The following is a 24,204-nucleotide window of genomic DNA, read 5'->3' on the forward strand; positions in this document are numbered from 1 at the left end:
AAAAGGAGCGCCGCGGCGCGGCGCTCCTTCAAAGGATGTTATTCGCCGGCGTAGACGGGCTTGCCGCCGGCCTGGATGTCGGCCTTCCACGAAGCCTTGATCAGGTCGACGACGCTGTCGGGGATCGAGACGTAGTCGAGCGCCTTGGCGGTTTCCTTGCCGTCCTTGTAGGCCCAGGCAAAGAACTTCAGCGCTTCGCCGGTCGCGGCGGCATCATCGGGGGTCTTGTGGATCAGCACCCAGGTCGAAGCAGCGATCGGCCAAGTGGCATCGCCGGGTTCGTTGGTGATGATGACGTTGAAGTTCTTCGCGCCCTTGAAATCGGCATTCGAAGCAGCCGCGCCGAAGGATTCGAGCGACGGCTCGACGACCTTGCCGGCGGCGTTCAACATCTTCGAGTAGGACAGCTTGTTCTGCTTGGCGTAGGCATACTCGACATAGCCGATGCCGCCGTCGGTCTGCTTGACGGTGTTGGCAACGCCTTCGCTGCCCTTGGCGCCCACGCCGACCGGCCATTCGACCGCCGTGTCCGAACCGACCTTGCTCTTCCAGTCGGGGGACAGCTTGACCAGATAGTCGGTGAAGTTGAAGGTCGTGCCCGAGCCGTCCGAGCGATGCACGACGGCGATTGCCGTCGACGGCAGGGTCAGGGTCGGGTTCAGCGCCTTGATCGCGGCGTCGTCCCAGGTGGTGATGGCGCCGAGGTAGATCTGCGCGATCGTCTTGCCATCGAGGATAAGTTCGCCCGGCTTGACGCCGGTCAGGTTGACGATCGGCACGATGCCGCCCATCACCATCGGGAACTGCACGAGGCCGTTCTTTTCCAGGTCCGCGTCGGACATCGGCTTGTCGGTGGCGCCGAAGGTCACGGTCTTGGCGATGACCTGCTTGATGCCGCCGCCCGAACCGATCGACTGGTAGTTGAGGCCGATGCCGGTGTCTTTCTTGTAGGTGTCGGCCCATTTGGCGAACACCGGATAGATGAAGGTCGAGCCGGCGCCGGAAAGATCAGCTGCCATTGCCGCGGAAAGGGTGAAGGTAGACGCTGTAGCCATTGCGATCGCAACGGCCGCCGAGCGGATGAAATGTCTCATGTGGCCTGCTCCTGTTCGGAAGATGGTCTCTCGGCGCCATTCCTCTCGGCGCCCGCTGAGGCCAATAGCCTTCGATTATTACAGTCGCATGACAGTTTCATGTCACCCCGGTAACGCGTCGCCGGGGCGAGGAAAACACCGGCCGGCCAGCGCTCGCGACGGAGCCCGGCTTTACTCCGGGAATCAGGCACTTGCGCTGTTTCAGACCGAGACCGGCCTAGCGTTTCGGGATCGGCGCTTCGACAAAGAAAATCCGGGCGGGAGCGCGTTGCTCTCGGCCAGATGTTATGGCCGGGCCATCGCCGAAAACAGGTCCGTTGGGGTAGGGTGACGCTGTCTCATGCCGGCGGTCGCTGCTCCCGCCCGTAACTGGAAAAGCGGAATTCGAATGTGGCCATTGTCTCGGCTGGACGCCGCCTTTGATATGGTGCGATCGCGCCATAGTCTTGCGGCAGCAGGGGTCGCGAATCCCAGAGCGCGTCGCGTCGAACGGATTCGGGCGCCGCGCTTTAAGTCTTTGTTTTTATGCATGTCGTCGCCCCAAAACCGGGCCACTTTTGGACGACATGCATTACCGGATGCGGCGCCGGCTTTTATCCGGCGTTGCGCTGAGCCTGGCGGCTGGCGCCGACCCAGCGCTCGACCTTCTCGAGCAAGGCCCTGGGGCTGATCGGCTTGGGCAGATAGTCGTCCATGCCGGCCTCCAGGCAGCGTTCGCGATCGCCCTTCAGCGCATGCGCGGTGACGCCGACGATCGGCACATGCGTGCCGGTTTCCTCCTCCAGCCGGCGAATGGCGGCGGTCGCCTCCAACCCGTTCATCTCCGGCATCGAGACATCCATCAGGATCATGCACGGATTGAGCCGGCCGAAGGCGTCGAGCGCCTTGCGGCCATTGCCGACGATCTCGAAACCATAACCGGTCTCGCCGAGAATCTGGGTGAAGACCATCTGGTTCACCTCATTGTCCTCGGCCACCAGGATATCCAGCCTGTCGCCGCCGCCCGTCGCGGGTAGCCGGGGGCGAACCGAAGGCGGCTGCAGCAGTGCCCGTTGTTCCGACGGCGCCGGCGGCTGTGGCCGCGCAACGCTGCTTGCAGGGGCGTCGGCCGCGAGTGGCTGGACGTCGGTCATGTTGTGGCGATGCCGCTGGATGGTGGCGACGAGCGTTTCCAGCAGCACCGATGACCGCGCCGGCTTGATCAGCTGGGCATCGATGCCGAGATCGCGATAGCTGGTGTTGGCGAGTGATTGGTCGACCGAGGTCAGCATGATGATCGGCGTGCCGGCAAGGCCGGCGGTGTTGCGCACGATCCGGGCCATCTCGGCGCCGCTCATGGCCGGCATCTGGTAGTCGAGCACGACGCAATCGACCGGCACGCCGTAGGCGGCGGCGGCGATCAGCACCTTGAGACCCTCGGCGCCGCTTTCGGCCGCGCAGGAATCGAATGTCCACGATGTCATCTGCTCGGTCAGGATGGCCCGGTTGACGGCGTTGTCGTCGACGATCAGCACGCGCGCGCCGGTCACGTCGACGGGCATGATGCGTTGTCCATTCTGCTGCCCGGCCCTCGGCAGCGTGATCGAGAACCAGAAGGTCGAGCCCTTGCCCTCGGCGCTCTCGACGCCGATGTCGCCGCCCATCAGCTCTACGAGCCGTGAGGTGATGGCAAGGCCGAGGCCGGTTCCCTCGTGCCGCCTTGTCGACGAAGTGTCGACCTGGCTGAATTTTTCAAACACCAGTTTCAGTTTTTCCTCGGGGATACCGATGCCGGTATCGGTGACCGAGATCGTCAGTTTCGTTCCGGTCGGCACCCTTTCGCCGGTGACGTCGACGAGCACATGGCCTTCATCGGTGAATTTCACCGCGTTGCCGAGCAGGTTGGTGACGATCTGCCTGATGCGGCCGACATCGCCGAGAAACAGGCTCTCGAGACGAGGCTCGATGCGCACGATGAGCTCGAGGTCCTTTTCCTTGGCGCGTGTCGACACCAGCGTCGCCACATCCTCGATCGCCTCGGCAAGGTTGAAGGGCGTCGGATCAAGCACCAGCTGACCCGCGTCGATCTTGGAGAAGTCGAGGATGTCGTTGATGATCGTGAGCAGCGCATTGCCCGATTTCACGATGATGTCGGTAAACGTCTTCTGTTTCGGGTGGAGGTCCGATTTGGCCAGCAGTTCGGCCATGCCGAGCACGCCGTTCATCGGCGTGCGGATCTCGTGGCTCATATTGGCGAGGAATTCCGACTTGGCGCGGTCGGCAAGCACCGCGCGCTGCCGCGCCTCGCGCAGCTCGCCCTCGCGCGTCTTCAGCTCGGTGATGTCGGTGGTCGAGCCGATCAGGTAGAGCGACCCATCCGAGGCGATCATCGCCCCCTTGCGGGCAAACTGATGCCGCACGCTGCCGTCGGCGGCCGTCACGGTCTCTTCGACCTCCTGGGTTTCACCAGTGCGCAGTACAGCAAGGTCGCTGTCGACGAAGGCCTCGCCTTCCGGTCCGAAGATCTCGATGTCGGTCTTGCCGATCGCCTCTTCCTTGCTGAAGCCGGTGAGATCGCACCAGCCCTTGTTGACGTAGAACTGCCTGAGGTCGGAGCGCTTGGCGTAGATCGACACCGGCACGTTGTCGATCAGGCTGCGGAACACCTCGTTCTCGCGCATGCTCTCTTCCAGCGCGCGCTCGCGCGCCTTGACGTCGGTGATGTCGGTGCTCGAACCGACCAGATGCACCGATCCGTCCAGCGCCACCAGGCGGCTCTTGCGCGTCATCAACTGCCGTACCGTGCCGTCGCGATGGGTGACGGGTTCCTCGACCTCCTTGACTGCGCCGGTCACGGCGACCTCGGTGTCGTCGTGGCTGTAGCTGTCGGCGTCCTGCGCACCGAACAGCTGGCGGTCGGTACAGCCCAGCACATCCTCCTTGGCGAGGCCCGTCATCGCGCACCAGGCCTTGTTGACGAACTCGATGCTCAGGTCCTGCGCCTTGATGAAGGCGGCCACCGGCAGTTCGTCCAGCACGTGCCGGAACAGGTCGATCTGGCGCATCGAGTCGCGCAGCGCCGCCTCGCGGCTCTTGATTTCGGAGATGTCGACGCGAACGCCGATGAACGTGCCATCGTCGGTCCGCATGTCGTAGACCTGATACCAGCGGCCGTCGGGATTGTGACGCTCGAAGGAGGAGTTGGGCAAGCGGTAGCGGGCGAGGATGGCGTCCAGCCAGCGCTCGGGGTCGCTGTCGTAGAGTGTGTCGACTTGCGGATCGCCGCTTGAGCGGAAATAGCCATTCGAATGGCCAAGCGAGAGCGCCTCGCGCAATGTACGGCCGGGCTGCCATACCGGCCTCAGGGCCGGCAGCGTATCCTGGATCTTGCGGTTGGCGAAGATGAACTTGTCGTCGCGATCGTAGATGACCACGGCAGCCGGCAAGGATTCCAGCACGCTGGCGAGATGCTTGCGCGCATCCTCGGCCTCGGTCTCGCGGCGCTTCATGTCGGAAATGTCGAACAGGAAACCGGCGACATAGTTGCGGCCGCTGGCCATGCCGACGCGGCTCTTCCTGACGATGCGCGAGCGGCTGGCGCCATCGGCCTCGAAATTTTCCTCCACTTCGTAAGCGCGCCCGCTGGCAAGCACGTCCCGTTCGCTCTGCTCGAAAAGAGCGACATCGCTCTGCGAGAGGAAATCGCCGCCGGGCTTGCCGAGCATGGCTTGCGGCGTCTGGCCAAACAAGGCGGCGAACGCCTCGTTGACGAAGACGAAGCGCAAATGATCGTCCTTGACGAAGATCGGGTCCTTGACGGCGTTGATGACCGCTTCCGCCAGCCGCGCTTTCTCCAGCGCCTCGGCAAGTTCGGCCTCGCGGTCTTTCATGTCGGTGACGTCGACATAGGAGATCAGCCGCTTGCCGCCGGCCAGCCTCGCCGTCGAGCAGATGAGCGTGCGGCCATCGGTGCGCGGCAGCTGCCGCGACCCGGTCACCCCTGACCTGATTTCGGCCTCGCGCTCAGCGACATGGCGCTGCCATGCAGCGTCGTCCGAACCAAAGGGGTCGATGTCGCGGCTGGCTTCCATCAGGTCGCGGAACGCGCAGCCGACGCCGGCACGCCGCGCATCGACCTCCCAGAAATCGTAGAAGGCGCTGTTGATGATTTCCGTGCGCAATTCCTCGTCGACGACGACAACGCCGATCGGCATCGAATCGACCATGGTGCGGAGGTTGGCGAAGGTCTCGGCGGTCCTGGCGTTGGCGGTCTCGATCTCGGCATCGCGACGCTTGAGCTCGGTGACCTCATAGTAGGTCAACAGCCGCTTGCCCCCGGACAACGCGGTCACCGAGAACATCATCGTCCGGCCGTCGGCATGGCGAAACTCGCGTGGCGCAAGGGAGCCGGCGCGAATCTCTTCGATGCGGACGGCGAGGTAGCGCTGCCATTGCCGCTCGTCGATGTCGCCATAGATGCCGTTGCGGCGGTTGAGTTCCATCAACAGGCTGAACGGAGCACCGACGGTCACGGCGCCGTCCGGAATCCTCGAGAGGTCGCGATAGGCCTTGTTGACGATCAGTGTTTCGAGCTTGGCGTCGAGAAGCACGACGCCCATGTGCATGGCGTCCATCGTCCGCTCGAGGTCGGCAAGATACTGGGCGGATTCACCGCCAGCCGATGGTCTCTGCTCCGGGGTTTCGAAGGCGCTTGCCAGCGCCGTGACGTTGCGACCGATGCCGCGATAGCCGGCGAATCTTCCCTCGCCATCGAACCTTGGAAAGCCGGTGGTTAAGATCCAGCGGCAATCGGCACTGCCGCCCTTCAGTTCATAGACGAAGTCGCGAAACGGCCGGTGTGCCTGCAGATCCTCCAGATGCGCGGCGCCACTGCGGTCGCCGTTAAGAACCTGGTTGAGGAAATCGAAACGGAACCGGCCAAGCACGTTTGCCGGATCGATGCCGGTGGCTGCCTGGTAGCTTTGCGAAAGCCAGGAGAATCGCAGCTCGGCGTCGGTCTCCCAGATCCAGTCCGAACCGGCTTCGACCAGTTGGCGAAGCGTATCGGTCGAATCCATGTCGGCGGCGCACGATGATGCACCGTCGCCATGCGCTGTCGATCTGCGAGGCCCGCGCTTGCCGCGCGCGCCGATTGTTTCGTCCGCTTCCGCCATGCCGCCCCCACCCCGAAAACCAAGGTCGAACCCTCCTCCGCGGTTCGTCGGCGGAATGTGCCCGAGAAGCATTAACGATCCGCTAACCTTAACGGCCGGCTAGATATATCGTCCGACGCGGCCTGCGCCATTGCGCCGGGTTGTCGGCGGGATCGTAGCCGCTATATAGGTCCCAAGGGATATTGCGGATGTTTGGACGGATCTTGCCTTTTTTCATGGGATTGACGCTGCTTTTCGGCAGCGGCTGTTCGCGCAGCTATGACGGTACCGTCGTTATCCCGAGGCCGCTCGATGTCCGGCGTTTCTGGGATCGGCCACCACCGCGTGTCGAATACGGGCCGGTCGAGGACGGCGCCTTTCCGGTGGCGCCGCAGGAGCCGCGGCGATTTTCCGAGCGCAGGGTGACGCATGCCGCGCCAAGACGACACAGGACGAGAGTCTCGACACCGCCCTCCCTGTCAGGACCGGCGAAGCAGCTGACATGCAGAAATGTCAGCGAGCCCGGCAAGAGAGCTCGCATGGTCTGCGATTAAAGCGGGTCGCCCAGAACTGGCCGGGTTTGGGGCAACGACATGCAAAAACAAAGACTTAAAGCGCGTCACGTCTGCCTTACAGCGAGGCAGCACCCTTTTTGGGCTCTTTCGCACCGAGCTTGTCGAGCGCAAGACGCACTTGGCGCAGATCGTCCTGCCAGCCGTCATCGTCGCCCATCGAGCTCTCCGACGCAGCCCGCTGCAGCCCGCGCGCCTCGGATTCGATCTCGCGCAGTCCAGCGATTTTCTGTTCGGTGCTCAGGGAGCCGTCTTCGACGATCTCCAGCACCCTCATTTCCCTGAACGTGGCCATGGCGTTTCTCCTGGCTGATGTCGATCACAACGCCGCGAGCGCCCCTCTGTTCCAGACCATCTCGCTATGGTCAATCGGCCGGGAAGAAGGCGGGGCCGACCACCCGCACCTGCCGCTTGCTGGCCTCGACCGACTGGTGCTGGGCGGCGCCCGGGGTTTCGGCAACGGCCGCAACGGTGCCGAGATCGGGCTTTGGCATCGGCAGCGGAATGATGGCGTTGCTCATGTCGGTGGGCGTCACCGTCCTGGCCCGCAGCTCGGTGACCCGCTGATAATAGCGCTTGACGTCGCACGCCTTGAAACTCGCGTCATCGCGGTATTTGAAGGCAGCCGGCAGATCGGTATAGGGCTTGCGCGTATCGAGCGCGACCATGTTGTCGGTCTCGAGGCTGGCGTCGCTCAGCGTATAGAGGTCGACGCCGGGGTCATCGCAGATGTAACGGCACTGATCGGCCGTGTCCTTCAGGTCGTCGCCTCCGGCGAATTGCGACTTTGGCGCCGGGAAGAAGTACCCGTCCGACCGGCGTACGCAAAACAGCATCGCATTGCCGCCGAGCGCTGCCCCTGCCGATTGGGAGCTGGCGCGCGACCGCTCCCTCGAAGACGCGCAGCCAAGCGCAACGAAGCGCGCCTGCAGGCCAGAAGTATCGCCACCCGAATTCGCCGCGATAGCGATCCGGCGCAGCACATCCGTGCGGCTCCTGGCAAGGTCGGCGCAAGCGTTGAAGAGGCCACCGAGCGAACTTTTCGCAGAACACTGGCGCTGTCTCTCGATGTTCTGGATGGCGGCAAGTTGTCGGCGCAGCTGGGCAAGCTCCGGGCTGGCCCCACCGCCGCGGCCGGCGGAAAGCAACTGGCTTCGGATCGCGCCGCAGCTGTCCGCATGGGACGAAAGCGTGCCCAGCAAAATCGTCGCCATCGATATCAGCGCGATCATTGGGAGAGACCAGGAGCGAGTCATCGGGACGACTTTGTCCTTGTTGCCGGAAACCATCTCTCGACTTCTGTAAGATTTGGCTAAATGAGTATTTCCTAATCCGACAAAGCTTTTCATCTCATGGAGAGCGGCTCCCTGAGGTAATAGATCGCCGGCTGTGAATTCGATATTACATTTTTATTTCAAGATTGAGACGAACTGCAAAGCGATGCGCCATGCCGAAGGCCAGCGGGGCTTGCGGCGCAATGGATCGCGATCAATCCCCCGTTACCGGCCGCCGCTTTTGAAACCTTTCCCCGACCTTCGGCGTTGAAAGCCAAAGGAGAACACAGATGTCGATCCATTTCACGGTCTCGGACCTGACAAGGAACCTGTTTCACTCGCTTGGGCTGGATCACGAACGCGCGCCAAGGCCCCTCAACGCCGAGCAAAGCCTGTTGCTGGAATGCTATCTGGCTGGCCATGTCCCGGAATCGGCCTGGAACGACTATGTTTTCGAGACGCCTGACCTTGCGCGGCATGCCGAGGCAAGGCGCAGCCACCACTGAGCCAGCTCGGGCATGATCCCGAAAAGTGGGAACCGGTTTTCGGAAAAGATCATACCCAAACAACAAGATGGAGCCCCATCCCGACTCCATCGGGATGGGACGAGCGCCAGGGCCATGCGCCGCCGTGGTAGGGCGGCTCGGTCTACTTGGGCGAGGCGAATTGCAACGTGAAGACGTTGCCGGCGATCCCTTGCGCCAGCTTCGGCGAGAGGGTCAGGGCAGACAATTCCGCAAGGCCGTGGTCGCGGCGTCGACAAATGATTTCTTTGCCTTGGCATCGCCGTTCACCTTGATGGCTGTCGGCCTCGGTGGGCCGATCAGCGTACCGTCACGCTTGAAGCTGAAGCTCAAGGTGACGCTGGCGGTTCCGACATCCGCCGGCGGCGTCCAGCATGCCTGGATCGCGGCACCGACATCGTCCATGGTTTTGAGTTCAGCGGCATTTGAAGGGTGAATGGCGCTGGCCAGCATGACGCCCGCAATCGCAACCAGCCTCGCAACGCTTTTCATCGCCAACCCTCGTCTTGTTCCTGACCGACAATCCCTGCCGGACTGCCGAAATGGATGGTAGGGCCAAAGCCGGCGATGACAATATCACGCCGCAAAAAGTTGATGCCGGAAGCCGGTTCCAGGGATGATTGCACGGCCTGATCGCAGCCTCACTCTGTCTCGGCGACAGCGCGAAAAAGCAAAAAGGCCGGCATTGCGCCGACCTTTCCTTTCACCTCGACATTGAGCGCCAGTACATCCGTGGTCGCGCGCCGAAAGCGAATTGGCTCCAGTAGATAGGCTATTGGTAAACGAAACCTTAACGAGCACGCAATCACAGCGCGCTAGTCGAGAAATCTGATTTTCGTGAAGGACATCATCTCTCCCATCACGTTTCCGCTGTCGTCCACCTGCTGTCCTTGCCCGACCATGACCGTCACGCGTTTTCCCTTGTAGCGGGACGGCATTACGGTTTGCTCGTTCCAGCTTTCGCACACGGGTGCGGCACACAGGCCGACTTGCTCGGTCTTTTTGCGGTCGACAATGGTCAGATAACAATTGTCGCCGCATTCGAAGCCGCGAATTGTGCCGGTGATCTTCCTGTCCTTGGAAAAGGACGGGCCGCACTGTGCGAACAGAGCGGCGGAGACCACGAGGGCCAAGGCGAAATAGCGCGACTGTTGTTTCATGCAGTCAACTTGCTGCAACATGCCATGCCGCGCAAGCCGAAGATCTGAAAAGAATTCCTTGGTACGCCCAAGGGGAATCGAACCCCTGTTCCCGCCGTGAGAGGGCGGTGTCCTGACCGCTAGACGATGGGCGCGTTCAAGAACCGGCGATATAGGCTGACGGCTGGGAAAAAGCAACTGGGGTTCGACCGGTTTACCGCATAGAGAGAAAGGCGGCCCCGGGGCTACCGTTTCGGCTCGATCAGGTCCCAGAGATTGCCGTGCAGATCGGCGAAAACCGCAACCGTGCCATAGGGCTCGAAGCGCGGCGCCTCACGGAATTCGACGCCCTTTTCCAGCATCGTCGCATGGTCGCGGGCAAAATCGTCGGTCTCGAGGAACAGGAAGACCCGGCCGCCGGTCTGGTTGCCGATGCTTTTGCCTTGGGCCTCGTCGGACGCTTCGGCCAGAAGCAGCCTGGCGCCTTGCCCGTTGGCCGGCGCGACCGTGACCCAGCGCTTGCCGCCGCCGAGATCGACATCCTCGATGAGCAGGAAGCCGAGCCGCTCGACGTACCAGGCAATCGCCTCGTCATAACTGGCGACCACCAGAGCAACAGTCGCCACGCGACGGTGTTCGGCAAATCCGCTCATTTGTTGCGAATTGCAAAACGGCCGATCAGGCGGCGCTCGGCTATATCGTAGATGAAGATCGTGCGGCTGCCATCGGCAAGCTCGGCGTCGATCGAGACGAGGTTGCCGGACAGCGACTGGCTGACCACCTTGGCGCCGACCGGCAGCACGATGTCGCCGCTGATCGGCTCGCCGGCGGGCACCTGGATGTCGCCGGACAGCGGCGGGTTCGCCGGCGGCGCGTTGCGCGCTTTGTAGACAAGGGCGCCGATCACCACCATAAGGGCGAGAAACAGCAGGCCGAGATTGATCACGATGAACCGGACGAGTTTCCTGCGCACCTTTTCGACCTCGGGGTCGAGCGGCTTTTCTTCATCTTCGTCGGCAACAGGCCGGGCCATGGCAAACATTCCGGAACGGGTTTTCAATGAGCGCTCATAGCGAAGAGGTCCCTGAATTGATAGGGGATCAATTCATAGCGGCAGCACCCACCGTTCTGGTGGCGGGCGCGGATGCCGCCGGTCAGCGCCTCGACCAGTGGCTGGCGGCGAGCCTTGGCCCCGACATGTCGCGCAGCCGTGTGCAGATGCTGATCAGGCAGGGCGCGGTAAGCATCGACGGCAAGCCCGTGAACGAAACCAAACGCAAGATGACGGCAGGCGAAAGCGTGTCGCTGGCCATGCCGGAGCCGGAGCCGGCGGAGCCACAGGGCGAGAACATCGCGCTTGATGTGCTTTATGAGGACGACGACCTGATCGTCATCAACAAGCCGGCAGGGCTTGTCGTGCATCCCGGCGCCGGCAACTGGACCGGCACGCTGGTCAACGCGCTGATCCATCATTGCGGCGACAGCCTTTCCGGCATTGGCGGCGTGCGCCGGCCGGGCATCGTCCACCGCCTCGACAAGGAGACCAGCGGCGTCATGGTGGTCGCCAAGACCGACCGCGCTCACAAGTCGCTGTCCGAAGCCTTTGCCGATCACGGCCTGACCGGCGACCTCGAACGCGCCTATCTGGCTTTGGTCTGGGGCATACCGCAGCGGCCGACGGGAAAGGTCGACGCGCCGCTCGGCCGCGCCGCCGACCGCGTGCGCCGCGCCGTGGTGCCGGAAGGGCGCGACGACGCCCGCCATGCCGTCACCCACTTTGCGTTGCGGGAACGCTTCGGCGAGAACCAGGAGGAGTTCGCCAACGCAAGCCTGGTCGAATGCCGGCTCGAGACCGGCCGCACCCACCAGATCCGCGTCCACATGGCGCATATCGGCCATCCGGTGATTGGCGACCCCGATTACGGCCAGGCCTTCCGCACCAAGGCCAACCGGCTGCCCGAGCCGCTGAAAAGCCAGGTCAAGGCATTTTCCCGCCAAGCTTTGCATGCCTGGCTCCTTGCATTTCGACACCCCACTACCCATCTAGCGATGAGGTTCGAGGCGCCGTTGCCGGGGGACATGGAGGAACTCGTCGGCGGCTTTCGCAAGCTCTGAACCGATCACCAACAGGCTTCAAACTGGCCATCAAAAAACCTGACTGGCATTGTTCACTTCAGCGTGACACACTGTTTCGTGTTGAACAAACGCCTGTCTTTTCTGGTTTTGTTCCTGTATAACAATCGATGTCGCGGGCGAGCCTTTTGGTGCTCGCGTCACATGCCCGCCGCGTTTCGGGGGCATCACTCCAATAGAGAGGGGGCGCTATCATGGCCCAGTCATTACCCAGTATCGTTTCCGGCGAAGGCGGCCTCAGCCGCTACCTGGAAGAAATCCGTCGCTTTCCCATGCTGCAGCCGCAGGAAGAGTACATGCTCGCCAAGCGTTATGCCGAGCATGAGGACACCACGGCCGCGCACAAGCTCGTCACCAGCCACCTTCGGCTCGTCGCCAAGATCGCCATGGGCTATCGCGGCTACGGCCTGCCGATCGGCGAGGTGATCTCGGAAGGCAATGTCGGCCTGATGCAGGCCGTCAAGAAATTCGAACCGGAGCGCGGCTTCCGCCTCGCCACCTATGCCATGTGGTGGATCAAGGCCTCGATCCAGGAGTACATCCTGCGCTCGTGGAGCCTGGTCAAGATGGGCACGACCGCCAACCAGAAGCGTCTGTTCTTCAACCTGCGCAAGGTGAAGGGCAAGATCCAGGCGCTCGACGACGGCGACCTCAAGCCCGATCAGATCACCGAGATCGCCACGAGGCTCAACGTTTCCGAAGCCGAAGTGGTGTCGATGAACCGCCGCCTGTCGGGCGACGCCTCGCTCAACGCCCCGATCCGGGCGAGCGAAGGCGAGTCCGGCGAATGGCAGGACTGGCTGGTCGACGACCACGAAAGCCAGGAAGACATGCTGATCGAGCAGGACGAGCTGGAAAACCGGCGCGGCATGCTGTCGGGCGCTCTTGCCGTCCTCAACGAGCGCGAGCGGCGCATCTTCGAGGCCCGTCGCCTCGCCGAGGAGCCGCTGACCCTGGAAGAGCTGTCGGCCGAGTTCGACATCAGCCGCGAGCGCGTGCGCCAGATCGAGGTGCGCGCCTTCGAGAAGGTGCAGGACGCGGTCAAGGCCGCCGCCAAGCGCCAGACCCAGGCGCTGCGCACCATCGAGGCGCAGCCGGCGGCGTAAAGCCAGCTTCGGCAGAACACAAAGGCGGCGTCAGGAAACTGACGCCGCCATTTTTTGTGTTTAACGGTTGCGCCGGCGGTTTGGTGAAAGGGGTGACATCCAATCAGATCAGGACAATCGCCTATGGCGCTCCCCCACTCCGTCTCGGCTTCGCCGAGCCACCTCTCCCCCATGATGGGGGAGAGGAAACGCCAATCCCCGAGGTTGCAGCTTCGAGAAGCTTGGGTTTCCTCTCCCTCACAAAGTGGGGGAGAGGTGGCTCGGCAAAGCCGAGACGGAGTGGGGGCTGGCGCTGCCATAGGCGATTGCCCCCTTGAGGCTGATATCGACAGTTTCCTCAAAGCCCATCCAGCGGAAACTTCAGATACCGGCGGCCATTGGCTTCCGGTTCCGGTAGCCGTCCGCCATTCATGTTGACCTGCAGCGCATGCAGGATCAGCCTCGGCATCGGCAGTGTCCTGTCGCGAGCCTCGCGCAAGGCGGCGAAATCGGCCTCGTTGCGCGCGGCAACGAGGTGGATATTGCCAGCCTTCTGCGCCGCGACCGTGCTTTCCCACAACGGCTCGCGGCCGCCGGCCTGATAGTCGTGGCCGACGAAAACGCGCGTCTCGCCAGGCAGCGCCAGAATGTCCTGGATCGAGTGCCAGAGACGCGCGGCACTGCCGCCGGGAAAGTCCGTCCTGGCCGTGCCGCTGTCGGGCATGAACAGCGTATCGTGGACGAAGGCGGCATCGCCGATCACATAGGTGATCGAGGCCAGCGTGTGCCCGGGTGAGAACAGCACCTTGACCGGCATGGTCCCGACCCGGAAGGTTTCGCCTTCCCCAAACAGCCTGTCCCACTGCGAGCCGTCGGCGGGAAAATCCGGCCAGTTGTAGATCGCCTTCCACAGGGTCTGGACCTCGACGATCCTGTCGCCGATGGCGGTGGGCGCCCCGGTCCTCTGCTTCAAATAGTGTGCAGCCGAGAAATGATCGGCGTGCGGATGGGTGTCGAGGATCCACTCGACGCTCAGCCCGCGCTCGCTGATGAAGTCGAGCAAGGCATCGGCATTCTTCGCCGCTGTCGCGCCGGACTTCTCGTCGAAGTCGAGGATCGGATCGATGATGGCGCATCGCTTCGTCGCCTGGTCGGCGACGACATACTGGATGGCCCCCGTCGGCTTGTCGTAGAAGCCGCTGACCTGCGGCCTGGCCAAAGCTGCGTCCAAGTTCGGCTTCCTCAACCCCTAGCCGGCAGGAATTATTTTCTCCGCCGGCGCGCGAGAGGAGCATGGTTGTCCACCTGGATGCCTCAGTCAAGTATCCCTTGCCCTACAAGGGCAAGAAAGGCAAAAACCGTTCCGAAGCCCCGCTCAGGCCGATGGCTGCTTGGTCTTCCTGAGATAGGGCAGGATGGTCTCATAGGCGCCAAAGCGCTTGATCGCATCCTCGTTGGAAACGGCGGCGGTGATGATGACGTCCTCGCCCTGCTTCCAGTTCGCCGGCGTCGCCACCTGGTGCTTGGCGGTCAGCTGCATGGAGTCGACCGCGCGCAGGATCTCGTCGAAGTTGCGGCCCGTGGTCATCGGATAGGTGAGCACCAGCTTGATCTTCTTGTCCGGTCCGATGACGTAGACCGAGCGCACCGTGGCGTTGTCGGCGGGGGTGCGGCCCTCGGACGTCTCGCCGGCGCCGCCCGGCAGCATGTCATAGAGCTTGGCGACCTTGAGGTCCTTGTCGCCGATCAGCGGATAGTTCACCGAATGGCCGGTCGCCGTCTTGATGTCGTCCTGCCATTTGCCGTGGCTTTCGACCGGATCGACCGAAATGCCGATGATCTTGACGTTGCGCTTCTTGAATTCGCCTTCCAGCCCGGCCATCGTGCCAAGCTCGGTGGTGCAGACCGGGGTAAAGTTCTTCGGGTGGCTGAACAGGATCGCCCAGCCGTCGCCGATCCAGTCATGGAACTTGATGGTTCCTTGCGTGGTCTCGGCGGTGAAGTCCGGCGCGATGTCGTTGATACGAACGCTCATGGCATAGTTCCCCTGTAACAAATCTCGCCAGCAGAGAGGGCAGCGGGCGGCAAATCATGCCGCCGCCATGGCACCACGCTCCGGCACAGCTGCACCTTAGCGCAAAAATCGCGACCGCGAGATAATATGAAACTCTTGTCGGCGGCAGAACGAGCATTTTTGTGCTGCCGAGGGCACTGCTAACGCATGAGAGCTTTTGAGCTTGAGGCTCCGCGCCTTAAAGCGCGTCGCGTTGAAACGGATTCAGTCGACGCGCTTTAAGTCGACGCGCTTTAAGTTTTTTGTTTTATGCATGTCGTTGTCCCAAAACCGCTGCACACTTTTGGGCGACATGCATCAGGCCTTGCTGACCACCAGCGTGGTTGCCAGATCTTCCATACGCTGTGCCAGCCCGCCAAGCGCGTCGGTCAGCATGTTGTCGCTCTTGTCGGCCTTGGTCAGCGCATCGTCGCGCGTCTTGCGCAAGGTTACCACTTCGCTCTCCATGCCCTTGACGCGCTTCTGCAGCTCGGAAAGTTCGTCCATCACCATGATGCCGGCCATCACGGTCAGCCGCTGGTCGCCGATCTCGCCAAAGGAGTCCTTCAGATGCAAGACATAGCGGTCGAAGCGTTCGGCAAGGTCGATCAGATGCTCTTCCTGGCCTTCGTCGCAGGCCATCCGATACTGCTTGCCGTCAATGGAAACCGTGACCTGTGCCATTGGCCTACCTTGTCCAGCCCCTATCTGTCCAACACGGCGCGGATGGTTTCCATGGCGGTCACCAGCCGTCGCGACACTTCCTTGTTGGCGTCTTCCAGACGCTCGGCGCGCGCTTCGGAATTGTCGAGTTCCTGCGCCAGCCGGGAGCGGTCGGCGTTCATCCGCTGCACCTCGGCCTCTGCTTCCGAGTAATCGCGCTCGTGCTCGAGCTTGGCCGCAACGGCATTTTCCAGCCCTTCGATGGCCTTACCCAGCCGGGCGATGACTTCCTTGAGTGTGGTTTCCCCGGTCATGGCTTCGTCCTGTGCCCTGCCCATCACCGAATCGTTCGCGTTCAGAACGCGTTATCCCGGAAACATTAGGCACCGGGTGAAGGCAACGTCAACAAAGCTCTCGCGACTGTCCCCTGCTAACGCTAATGTAGGCCCGCCACCGGCATCACAAGACCGGCAAATGCGCACCGATTTGTTGACTAAAAACCCGCGCCTGCTATGTGTCGCGCACCCTTTTCAAGGGCTCGCCCAAGCCCCAAACCCCCATTTCTGGAGGAACCATGACGTCGCGTGAACAACATGACCGGATGGCCAATGCGATCCGCTTTCTCTCCATGGACGCCGTCGAAAAGGCCCAGTCGGGCCATCCGGGCCTGCCTATGGGCTGCGCCGACATCGCCACGGTGCTGTTCACGCGCTTCCTGAAATATGACCCCAAGGCGCCGCACTGGCCCGATCGCGACCGCTTCATCCTGTCGGCCGGCCACGGTTCGATGCTGCTCTATTCGCTGCTGCATCTGACCGGTTATGAAGACATGACTATCGACCAGATCAAGCATTTCCGCCAGCTGGGCTCGAAGACCGCCGGCCACCCCGAATACGGCCATGCCACCGGCATCGAGACGACGACCGGCCCGCTCGGCCAGGGTCTCGCCAATTCGGTCGGCTTCGCGCTCGGCGAGCGCATCATGAACGCCGCCTTCGGCAACGACCTGGTCGACCACTACACCTATGTGCTGTCCGGCGACGGCTGCCTGATGGAAGGCGTCAGCCAGGAAGCCATCGCGCTGGCCGGACACCTCAAGCTCAACAAGCTGATCGTCTTCTGGGACAACAACAATATCTCGATCGACGGTCCGGTGTCGCTCGCCGACAACACCGACCAGGTCGCCCGCTTCCAGGCCTCCGGCTGGAACGCCAGCCACATCGACGGCACGGATCCCGAAGCCATCGCCTATGCCATCGAAGCCGCCCGCCATTCCGACAAGCCGACGCTGATCGCCTGCAAGACGACCATCGGCTTCGGCGCGCCGACCAAGGCCGGCACCAACAAGGCGCACGGCTCGCCGCTCGGCGCCGACGAGATCGCCGGCGCGCGCAAGTTCTTCAACTGGGAGTCGCCGCCCTTCGAGATTCCAGCCGACATCCTCGACGCCTGGCGCGCCGCCGGCAAGACCGGCGTCAAGGCGCGCACCGACTGGGAAGGCCGCCTTGCCAAGGCCGACGCCAAGCTGAAGGCCGAGTTCGAGCGCCGCATCGCCGGCAAGCTGCCGTCCAACTTCGACGCCGTCATCGCCGACTACAAGAAGAAGCTCTCGGTCGACAAGCCGAAGGTCGCCACCCGCAAATCGTCCGAGATGGCGCTGGAAATCATCAACGGCGCCGTGCCCGAGACCATCGGCGGTTCGGCCGACCTGACCGGCTCCAACAACACCAAGACCAGCCAGACCAAGAACATCACGCCCGACGACTATGGCCAGCGCTATGTCCACTATGGCATCCGCGAGCATGGCATGGCCGCCGCGATCAACGGCCTGACGCTGCATGGCGGCCTCATCGCCTATGGCGGCACCTTCATGTGCTTCTCCGACTATGCCCGTCCGTCGATGCGGCTTTCCTCGCTGATGGGCATCCGCTCGATCTTCGTCATGACCCATGATTCCATCGGTCTGGGCGAAGACGGCCCGACCCACCAGCCGGTCGAGCATCTGGCGGCACTGCGCGCCATCCCGAACCACAATGTCTTCCGCCCGGCCGACGCGGTGGAAACCGCCGAATGCTGGCAGATCGCGATCGAGTCGGAAAAGACGCCTTCGACGCTGGCGCTGACCCGCCAGAACCTGCCGACGGTGCGCACCGAGTTCTCGGCCAAGAACCTGAGCAGCCAGGGCGGTTACGAGCTGGCCGCCGCCAGCGGCAAGGCCGCGGTGACGATCTTCGCCACCGGCTCCGAGGTCGAGATCGCGCTCGCCGCCCGCGACTTGCTGGAAAAGCACGGCCATCCGACCCGCGTCGTGTCGATGCCTTGCTTCGAACTGTTCGACAAGCAGAGCGACGACTATCGCAAGACAACGATCGGCAACGCGCCGATCAAGATGGCGATCGAGGCCGGCATCCGCCAGGGCTGGGATCATCTCATCGGCTCCGACGGCATCTTCATCGGCATGACCGGCTTCGGCGCCTCGGGCACCATCGAGCAGCTCTATCCGCATTTCGGCATCACCGCCGAAGCAGCCGCCAAGGCAGCGGAAGCCCGCCTGCACGGCAAGTAAGGCCTTGCCTGTCGCCCAAAAGCGTATCGCGGTTTTGGGACAACGGCAGGCGTGAAACAAAAATGCTCCGGCGAAACCGCGCAAAGCGATTTCGCCGGACTGGCCCAACCTAATCGATTTAAATCCACGTCGCTGCGGCTGGATTCTTTCCGCTTCCGCCGCTATGAAGCTGCGGACCCTTCGTCTGCCCTCCAGCTCCCCGGGAGAGAAAAATGACCGTCAGAGTTGCCATCAACGGATTCGGCCGCATCGGCCGCAACATCCTGCGCGCCATCCATGAATCCGGCCGCAAGGACATCGACGTCGTCGCCGTCAACGACCTCGGCCCGGTCGAGACCAACGCACATCTGCTGCGCTTTGACAGCGTGCATGGCCGTTTCCCGCACGAAGTCTCGGTTTCCGGCGACCAGATCACCGTCGGCAAGGAAAAGTTCAAGGTCACCGCGATCAAGGACCCGACCCAGCTGCCGTGGAAGGAACTGGGCGTCGACATCGCGCTCGAATGCACCGGCATCTTCACCGCCCGCGACAAGGCCGCCGCGCACCTGACCGCCGGCGCCAAGCGCGTGCTGGTCTCCGCACCCGCGGAAGGCGCCGACCTCACCGTCGTCTACGGCATCAACCACGACAAGCTGACCAAGGATCACATCGTCATCTCGAACGCGTCGTGCACCACCAATTGCCTGGCGCCGCTGGCCGCCGTGCTGCACGAGACGGTCGGCATCGAAAAGGGCATGATGACGACGATCCATTCCTACACCGGCGACCAGCCGACGCTGGACACCATGCACAAGGATCTCTACCGCGCCCGCGCCGCCGCCCTGTCGCAGATCCCGACCTCGACCGGTGCCGCCAAGGCGATCGGCCTCGTCCTGCCCGACCTCAAGGGCAAGCTCGACGGCATCTCGATCCGCGTGCCGACGCCGAACGTCTCGGTCGTCGATTTCAAGTTCATCGCCAAGCGGCCGACCACCGTCCAGGAGATCAACGAGGCGGTCATCGCCGCTTCCAACGGCAGGCTGAAGGGCATTCTCGGCGTCACCCATCACCCGAACGTGTCGATCGACTTCAACCACGATCCGCGCTCCTCGATCATGGCGCTCGACCAGACCAAGGTGATGGACGGCAATTTCGTTTCGGTGCTGTCCTGGTACGACAATGAATGGGGTTTCTCCAACCGCATGTCCGACACCGCGGTCGCCTTCGGCAAGACCATCGCCTGATCGCAAGGCTTTCTTTTCGAGACCTGAAACGCCCGGCTTTGTCCGGGCGTTTTTCATGCGAGCGGCGCGCGCCTTCCGAATTTGTGGCTTGAGCGCCAAAACGCTCAGAAATCAGCGGCATAGGTCAAAAAGCCACCCTGCCGCCTTGCACTGGTCACGTCTTCGCCCCACTCTACCGTAAACCAGGAGACAGACGAATTTGAGGGGCTGATTTCAGGATGGAGCATGCGATCTATCTCTTCACGCTGGTCGGCACAGCACTGGTCGTCGCCGCCGCGTTTTCGAGCCTGATTGCCTTCCGCTTCGGCGCTCCCCTGCTCTTGTTGTTCCTCTGCATCGGCCTCGCCACCGGCACCGACGGCCTCGGCATCGAATTCGACAATGCGCGGGTGGCTTATTTTGCCGGCTCACTGGCGCTGGCCGTCATCCTGTTCGATTCCGGTTTCGGCACGCCGCTCAACGCCTTGCGGCAGGCGGCAGGCCCGGCGTTGTCGCTGGCAACCTTGGGCGTGCTGCTGACCACTGGTCTGTTCGGCGCCGCTGCCCACTATCTGCTTGACCTCAGCTGGCTGGAATCCTTCCTGCTCGGCGCCGCCGTCGCCTCCACCGACGCCGCGGCGGTGTTCTTCCTGCTGCGCGCCGGCGAGATCAATCTGCGCGAACGGGTGCGTTCGACCCTCGAGGTGGAATCCGGCACCAACGACCCGATCGCCATTTTCCTCACCATCACGCTGGTCGAGATCATCGCCGCCCACGCCAACCCCGAGGCCAATGTGCTGGTCACCAGCCTGATCCTCGGCTTCCTCCTCAATATGGGCCTCGGTGCCGTCGTCGGCGTGCTCGGCGGCCTCGCCATCGTGCGCCTCGTCGATCGGCTCAATCTCGACCATGGCCTGCTGCCGATCTTCGTGCTGACCCTGTCGCTGATGGTCTTCGCCGCCGCCGGCGCCATCGGCGGCTCCGGTTTCCTGGCGGTCTATATCGCCGGTCTCATTGCGGGCAATTCCGACATCCGCGCCGTCACCATCCTCAAGCGTTTCCAGGACGGCATGTCGTGGCTGGCGCAGATCATCATGTTCCTGATCCTCGGCCTGTTCGCGACGCCGTCGCAGTTTCCGGCGATCATGGTGCCGGCGGTGCTGCTCGGCCTGTTCCTGATGTTTATCGCCCGCCCGATCGCGGTCTGGCTCTGCCTGATCCCGTTCCGCTTGCCGCGTCCCGAAGTCGCCTTCGTCTCCTGGGTCGGCCTGCGTGGCGCGGTGTCGATCCTGCTCGCCATCACCCCGCTGCTCGGCGGCCTGGAAAACGGCCGTGTCATCTTCAACACCGCCTTCATCATCGTGCTGGTGTCGCTGGTCATCCAGGGCTGGACGGTCGGGCCGCTGGCACGTCGCCTCGGCCTGATCGTTCCGGCACGCCTCGGGCCTCTGGACAAGGTCGAGCTGGAACTGCCGGGCTCGGCCCACCACGAACTGCTCGCCTATCGCGTCGCACCCGGCAGTCCGGTGGCGCGCGGCGAGCGCATCCCGCGCTGGGCGCGGCCCTCGCTGGTGCTGCGCGACGGCCGCTCGATGCGCTTCCAGGACATGGGCCGGCTCGCCGCCGGCGACCATGTCTATATCTTCGTGCCGGATCGTTACCCGCGCCTGCTCGACAAGCTGTTCGCCAGCCGCGCCGTGGTCGATCCCGAGGATGCGGATTTCTTCGGTGCCTTCGCCGTCGACCCGGCACGCTCCGCCGCCGAACTGGAAGCGGCCTATGCGCCTAGCCTGACCGAAGCCGAGCAAAAGCTCACCGTCGGCGCGCTGGTGACAGGGCGGCTCGGCGGTCATGCCGAATATGCCGACCGCGTGCTGCTCGGTCCGATCGAGCTGATCGTCCGCGACGTCGACGACAAGGGCAAGATCATAGGCCTTGGCCTTTCCTTCGAGCCGACCGCTCCGGTGGCGCGGGTGCCGGTGTTCCTGAGCGCCGGCGAAATCGGCGACCGTATCTCCGCCTTCATCCGCAACTGGCGCAAGCCGACCGAGACGCAGATGGAGGAGGGGCGGGTCGACGAAAAGCCGGCGCCGGAAACGCCTGCGGAGAAGGCAACGACCGAGAGTTGACACGGCGATCGTTTACGCCGCCCCTTATCCGCCACCACCACAGGCTTCGCACCGATCTCAAAATTTCGTTCCCGCCGCAGCCTAAGCCTTGCATCGTCGTTGGCGCGGGGTATGGTCCCCCGATTTTTCGCGAAAGGAACCCGCATGGCCGCCTTCAAGACCCTGGACGACATCGGCAACATCAGCGGCAAGCGCGTGCTGGTGCGCGTCGACCTCAACGTTCCCGTCACTGAGGGCAAGGTCACCGACGCCACCCGCATCGAACGCATCGCCCCGACCATCGCCGAACTGTCCGGCAAGGGCGCCAAGGTCATCCTGCTGGCGCATTTCGGCCGCCCCAAGGATGGCCCTTCGCCCGAATTCTCGCTGGAGCCGATCGCCAGGGCAACGGCTGAGGTGCTTGGCCGCCCCGTCGGCTTCGCCAGCGACTGTGTCGGCGACACGGCCGGAAGCGCCATCGCCGCCATGAACAAGGGCGACGTGCTGCTGCTCGAAAATACCCGCTTCTACAAGGCCGAGGAGAAGAACGACCCGGCCTTCACCGAAAGGCTCGCCGCCTGTGGCGACATCTTCGTCAACGACGCCTTTTCCGCGGCGCACCGCGCCCACGCCTCGACGGAGGGGCTGGCGCGCCTGTTGCCTGCCTTCGCCGGCCGCACCATGCAGGCCGAACTCGAGGCACTGGAGAAAGGTCTGGGAAACCCGGTCCGTCCGGTGGTCGCCATTGTCGGCGGCGCCAAGGTCTCGACCAAGATCGACCTCTTGATGAACCTGGTGAAGAAGGTCGACGCGCTGGTCATCGGCGGCGGCATGGCCAACACCTTCCTCGCCGCGCGCGGCACCGATGTCGGCAAATCGCTGTGCGAGCATGATCTCGCCAGCACCGCCAAACAGATCATGATCGAGGCGGCCGAGGCCGGCTGCGCCATCATCCTGCCGGTCGACGGCGTCGTCGCCAAGGAATTCAAGGCGGGCGCGGCCTGCGAGACCGTCGCCATCTCGGACGTGCCGGCCGACGGCATGATCCTTGATGTCGGCGCCAAAACGGTGAAGACCATTGGCGAATGGATCGACCGCGCCGCGACGCTGGTCTGGAATGGCCCGCTCGGCGCCTTCGAGATCGCGCCCTTCGACCACGCGACGGTGGCGGCGGCGAAGCATGCGGCAGCGCGTACCAAGGCCGGCAAGCTGGTCTCGGTTGCCGGCGGCGGCGATACGGTGGCGGCGCTCAACCATGCCGGCGTCGCCGACGATTTTACTTACGTCTCGACAGCCGGCGGCGCCTTCCTGGAATGGATGGAAGGCAAGCCGCTGCCCGGCGTCGACGTGTTAAAGAAATAGGCCCGGCGAGATCGACGGTGCGGCTGGCGGCGCCAGAGGCTTTCAATCGATTCGAGCTTTCCGATGCCATTCCTTTGGCGCTAGACTTCCGTTAAGCGCGGAACAACCGTTTCAGGAGAAGCAGAATGAGCGAACGTCTCGAAGACATTGCCGCCGCGATCGTGGCTGATGGCAAGGGCCTGCTGGCCGCCGACGAAAGTTCCGGCACCATCAAGAAGCGCTTCGACGTCATCGGCGTCGAATCGACAGCCGACAGCCGCCGCGATTACCGCGAGATGATGTTCCGCGCCAGGGAGGCGATGACCCGGTACATTTCCGGCGTCATCCTCTACGACGAGACGATCCGCCAGAAGGCGGCCGACGGCACGCCGCTGGTCGATATCATCAAGGCGGCCGGCGCCATCCCTGGCATCAAGGTCGATGCCGGCGCCAAGCCGCTGGCCGGTTTTCCCGGCGACACCATCACCGAGGGCCTTGACGGCCTGCGCGAGCGCCTTGCCGATTACTACAAGCTCGGCGCCCGCTTCGCCAAATGGCGCGCGGTGATCGACATCGACACCGGCAAGGGCGTGCCTTCGGCCAATTCGATCGGTTCGAACACCCATGCGCTCGCCCGCTATGCGGCACTTTGCCAGGAGGCCGGCATCGTGCCCATCGTCGAGCCGGAAGTGTTGATGGACGGCGCCCACGACATCGACACCTGCTATGAGATTTCGAAGGCGACGCTGATGAAGCTCTACGACGAGCTCTACGCGGCGCGCGTTGTGCTCGAAGGCACGATCCTGAAGCCGAACATGGTCATCGCAGGCAAGAAATCCGGCAAGACGAACAGTCCGGAGGAAATCGCAGAAAAGACCATAAAACTGTTCCGCGAGACCGTGCCGACAGCGGTGCCGGGCATCGCCTTCCTCTCCGGTGGCCAGGAGGACGAGGAAGCGACCGCCAACCTCAACGCCATCAACGCCATCGGGCCGCACCCGTGGAAGCTGACCTTCTCCTATGGCCGTGCACTGCAGGCCGCGCCGCAGAAAGCCTGGAGCGGCAAGGCAGCCAATGTCGCCGCCGGCCAGGCCGCCTTCACCCATCGCGCCCATATGAACCATCTGGCGGCACTCGGAAAATGGAAGGCGAGCCTGGAACAGGCCGCCTGACCACAGGTTCTCTCTCCTTGAAACCCGGGCCGACGCGCCCGGGTTTTTTGTTTGTGCGACTTGCCGGGCTTGGGACGAGACGTCTGCGTCCTTATTTCCTCTCCGGCGCTGAAGCATGATCCCGAAAGTGGAAATCCGGTTTTCGG

Annotated in this window: 20 protein-coding genes, 1 tRNA gene and 1 pseudogene; 9 read left to right on the forward strand and 13 right to left on the reverse strand. The window is 63.2% G+C overall.

Going from position 1 to position 24,204, the window contains the following annotated elements; all coding sequences use genetic code 11:
* Positions 1–38: 38 nt before the first annotated feature.
* Together pstS and BPNPMPFG_RS19105 are read right to left on the reverse strand one after the other, a co-directional pair.
* Positions 39–1,094 (reverse strand): phosphate ABC transporter substrate-binding protein PstS, encoded by a 1,056-nt coding sequence (pstS, locus tag BPNPMPFG_RS19100; RefSeq protein WP_258590258.1) that lies wholly within the window; start codon positions 1,092–1,094, stop codon positions 39–41.
* Positions 1,095–1,687: 593 nt separating this feature from the next.
* Positions 1,688–6,247, reverse strand: coding sequence for a PAS domain-containing protein (locus BPNPMPFG_RS19105; protein WP_258590259.1), 4,560 nt, complete (start codon positions 6,245–6,247; stop codon positions 1,688–1,690).
* A 188-nt stretch (positions 6,248–6,435) separates the two neighbouring features.
* Between BPNPMPFG_RS19105 and BPNPMPFG_RS19110 the strand changes: the two genes are divergently transcribed.
* On the forward strand, positions 6,436–6,780 hold the full coding sequence (locus BPNPMPFG_RS19110) for a hypothetical protein (protein ID WP_258590260.1): 345 nt from the start codon (positions 6,436–6,438) through the stop codon (positions 6,778–6,780).
* A 76-nt stretch (positions 6,781–6,856) separates the two neighbouring features.
* Here the strand turns inward: BPNPMPFG_RS19110 and BPNPMPFG_RS19115 are convergent, their stop codons facing one another.
* Positions 6,857–7,093, reverse strand: coding sequence for a hypothetical protein (locus tag BPNPMPFG_RS19115; RefSeq protein ID WP_258590261.1), 237 nt, complete (start codon positions 7,091–7,093; stop codon positions 6,857–6,859).
* A gap of 70 nt (positions 7,094–7,163) precedes the next feature.
* On the reverse strand, positions 7,164–8,030 hold the full coding sequence (locus BPNPMPFG_RS19120; protein ID WP_258590262.1) for a DUF2865 domain-containing protein: 867 nt from the start codon (positions 8,028–8,030) through the stop codon (positions 7,164–7,166).
* Positions 8,031–8,362: 332 nt separating this feature from the next.
* Between BPNPMPFG_RS19120 and BPNPMPFG_RS19125 the strand changes: the two genes are divergently transcribed.
* Positions 8,363–8,578, forward strand: a complete 216-nt coding sequence (locus BPNPMPFG_RS19125) for a hypothetical protein (RefSeq protein WP_258590263.1) — start codon at positions 8,363–8,365, stop codon at positions 8,576–8,578.
* Positions 8,579–8,720: 142 nt separating this feature from the next.
* Here the strand turns inward: BPNPMPFG_RS19125 and tolA are convergent.
* From tolA to BPNPMPFG_RS19150, 5 genes and pseudogenes are all read right to left on the reverse strand, one after another.
* Positions 8,721–9,088: pseudogene (gene tolA / locus BPNPMPFG_RS19130) on the reverse strand (cell envelope integrity protein TolA).
* A gap of 323 nt (positions 9,089–9,411) precedes the next feature.
* Positions 9,412–9,777: a hypothetical protein gene (locus BPNPMPFG_RS19135; protein ID WP_258590264.1), complete on the reverse strand. Its 366-nt coding sequence runs from the start codon at positions 9,775–9,777 to the stop codon at positions 9,412–9,414.
* A gap of 38 nt (positions 9,778–9,815) precedes the next feature.
* Positions 9,816–9,890, reverse strand: a tRNA-Glu gene (locus tag BPNPMPFG_RS19140).
* 90 nt (positions 9,891–9,980) lie between these two features.
* Positions 9,981–10,388, reverse strand: coding sequence for a VOC family protein (locus BPNPMPFG_RS19145; RefSeq protein WP_258590265.1), 408 nt, complete (start codon positions 10,386–10,388; stop codon positions 9,981–9,983).
* A complete protein-coding gene (locus BPNPMPFG_RS19150) occupies positions 10,385–10,768 on the reverse strand; it encodes a fimbrial protein (RefSeq protein WP_258590266.1) in 384 nt (127 codons plus the stop codon). Before BPNPMPFG_RS19150 ends, BPNPMPFG_RS19145 begins: the two co-directional genes overlap by 4 nt.
* Before the next feature lie 26 nt (positions 10,769–10,794).
* On the opposite strand from BPNPMPFG_RS19150, the gene BPNPMPFG_RS19155 reads away from it, so the two are divergent.
* Positions 10,795–11,850 (forward strand): RluA family pseudouridine synthase, encoded by a 1,056-nt coding sequence (locus BPNPMPFG_RS19155; protein ID WP_258590267.1) that lies wholly within the window; start codon positions 10,795–10,797, stop codon positions 11,848–11,850.
* Positions 11,851–12,062: 212 nt separating this feature from the next.
* On the forward strand, positions 12,063–12,974 hold the full coding sequence (rpoH, locus tag BPNPMPFG_RS19160) for an RNA polymerase sigma factor RpoH (RefSeq protein WP_091578635.1): 912 nt from the start codon (positions 12,063–12,065) through the stop codon (positions 12,972–12,974).
* 337 nt (positions 12,975–13,311) lie between these two features.
* On the opposite strand, the gene BPNPMPFG_RS19165 is transcribed toward rpoH, so the two are convergent.
* The 4 genes from BPNPMPFG_RS19165 to BPNPMPFG_RS19180 all read right to left on the reverse strand — a co-directional run bounded on the left by BPNPMPFG_RS19165 (position 13,312) and on the right by BPNPMPFG_RS19180 (position 15,983).
* Positions 13,312–14,184 (reverse strand): MBL fold metallo-hydrolase, encoded by an 873-nt coding sequence (locus BPNPMPFG_RS19165; protein WP_258590268.1) that lies wholly within the window; start codon positions 14,182–14,184, stop codon positions 13,312–13,314.
* Between the two features lie 144 nt (positions 14,185–14,328).
* The gene (locus BPNPMPFG_RS19170) at positions 14,329–14,988 is read right to left on the reverse strand and encodes a peroxiredoxin (protein WP_258590269.1); all 660 of its coding nucleotides are present in this window, start codon (positions 14,986–14,988) and stop codon (positions 14,329–14,331) included.
* 336 nt (positions 14,989–15,324) lie between these two features.
* Positions 15,325–15,690 carry a cell division protein ZapA gene (locus BPNPMPFG_RS19175; protein WP_258590270.1) on the reverse strand — a complete coding sequence of 122 codons (366 nt, stop codon included), beginning with the start codon at positions 15,688–15,690 and terminating at the stop codon, positions 15,325–15,327.
* Positions 15,691–15,710: 20 nt separating this feature from the next.
* Positions 15,711–15,983 (reverse strand): DUF4164 domain-containing protein, encoded by a 273-nt coding sequence (locus BPNPMPFG_RS19180; RefSeq protein ID WP_006200774.1) that lies wholly within the window; start codon positions 15,981–15,983, stop codon positions 15,711–15,713.
* 260 nt (positions 15,984–16,243) lie between these two features.
* Here BPNPMPFG_RS19180 and tkt point away from each other — a divergent pair, with 260 nt between their 5' ends.
* The 5 genes from tkt to BPNPMPFG_RS19205 all read left to right on the forward strand — a co-directional run bounded on the left by tkt (position 16,244) and on the right by BPNPMPFG_RS19205 (position 24,058).
* Entirely contained in the window at positions 16,244–18,235 is a 1,992-nt protein-coding gene (tkt, locus tag BPNPMPFG_RS19185; RefSeq protein WP_258590271.1) for a transketolase, read from the forward strand.
* 212 nt (positions 18,236–18,447) lie between these two features.
* Complete coding sequence (gene gap / locus BPNPMPFG_RS19190) at positions 18,448–19,458, forward strand: type I glyceraldehyde-3-phosphate dehydrogenase (RefSeq protein ID WP_258590272.1); 1,011 nt, start codon at positions 18,448–18,450, stop codon at positions 19,456–19,458.
* A 218-nt stretch (positions 19,459–19,676) separates the two neighbouring features.
* The gene (locus BPNPMPFG_RS19195; protein WP_258590273.1) at positions 19,677–21,566 is read left to right on the forward strand and encodes a potassium/proton antiporter; all 1,890 of its coding nucleotides are present in this window, start codon (positions 19,677–19,679) and stop codon (positions 21,564–21,566) included.
* A gap of 144 nt (positions 21,567–21,710) precedes the next feature.
* Entirely contained in the window at positions 21,711–22,907 is a 1,197-nt protein-coding gene (locus tag BPNPMPFG_RS19200; protein WP_258590274.1) for a phosphoglycerate kinase, read from the forward strand.
* A gap of 125 nt (positions 22,908–23,032) precedes the next feature.
* Positions 23,033–24,058, forward strand: coding sequence for a class I fructose-bisphosphate aldolase (locus BPNPMPFG_RS19205; protein ID WP_258590275.1), 1,026 nt, complete (start codon positions 23,033–23,035; stop codon positions 24,056–24,058).
* Positions 24,059–24,204 lie beyond the last annotated feature (146 nt).

The organism is Mesorhizobium sp. AR07 (assembly GCF_024746815.1).
Lineage (GTDB): Bacteria > Pseudomonadota > Alphaproteobacteria > Rhizobiales > Rhizobiaceae > Mesorhizobium.